General features: G+C 48.6%; 1 protein-coding gene. It reads right to left on the reverse strand.

The genetic code is table 11. The annotated features are described in order from the left end of the window. Nucleotide 1: 1 nt before the first annotated feature. A complete protein-coding gene (tuf, locus tag cpu_RS13155; RefSeq protein WP_075860420.1) occupies nt 2–1,204 on the reverse strand; it encodes an elongation factor Tu in 1,203 nt (400 codons plus the stop codon).

Consider the following 1,204-nt stretch of genomic DNA (forward strand, 5'->3'; position numbering starts at 1 on the left):
CTTATTCTTCGATCGCGGTAACAACTCCCGCGCCTACAGTTCTGCCACCTTCCCGAATAGCAAATCTTAAACCTTCTTCAATTGCAATTGGAGTAATAAGCTCAATGTGAATCTTCACGTTGTCACCGGGCATTACCATTTCTACCCCTTCCGGTAACTTAATTACCCCGGTAACGTCGGTGGTCCGGAAGTAAAACTGCGGCCGGTATCCGTTAAAGAACGGTGTGTGCCGCCCTCCTTCTTCTTTGGTCAATACGTATACTTCCGCAAAAAACTTCCGGTGCGGCTTAATCGAACCAGGCTTCGCTAATACTTGCCCCCGCTCGATTTCTTTCCGGTCTACACCCCTTAATAACGCTCCAATGTTGTCCCCAGCTACCGCTTCGTCTAAAATCTTCCGGAACATCTCTAATCCCGTTACTACTGTCTTCCTCGGAGCTTCCATTAATCCTACTATCTCTACTTCTTCTCCAACCTTTATCCGTCCCCGCTCTACCCGGCCGGTGGCCACCGTCCCCCGCCCGGTGATGGTGAACACGTCTTCTACTGGCATTAAGAACGGCTTATCTACATCCCGCTGGGGGGTTGGAATGTATTCATCTACTTTATTCATTAACTCCAATATCTTGCCACACCACTGACAATCTTCTTTCCCGCAACCGCATTCTAAAGCTTTTAATGCAGACCCTGCTACGATCGGAATTTCATCCCCAGGAAATTCATAGGAGCTTAACAAATCCCGAACTTCCATTTCTACCAGTTCCATCAGTTCAGGGTCGTCCACCATGTCTGCTTTGTTTAAAAATACTACTATATAAGGCACACCTACTTGCCGGGCCAACAAGATGTGCTCCCGGGTCTGGGGCATCGGGCCATCTGCTGCCGATACCACCAGAATTGCTCCGTCCATTTGCGCAGCTCCCGTAATCATGTTCTTAACATAGTCCGCGTGTCCCGGACAGTCTACGTGGGCGTAATGCCGTTTGTCGGTTTCGTATTCAACGTGGGCAGTATTAATGGTAATACCTCTTTCTCTTTCTTCCGGTGCATTATCGATTTCGTCGTATTTCTTTTGCTGAGCCAGACCTCTTTGGGCCAGCACGGTGGTAATAGCTGCAGTTAATGTAGTCTTACCATGGTCAACGTGGCCGATGGTTCCAATGTTTACGTGGGGTTTTACCCGCTCAAATTTTGCTTTCGCCAT

This window comes from Carboxydothermus pertinax (assembly GCF_001950255.1).
Taxonomy (GTDB): domain Bacteria; phylum Bacillota; class Z-2901; order Carboxydothermales; family Carboxydothermaceae; genus Carboxydothermus; species Carboxydothermus pertinax.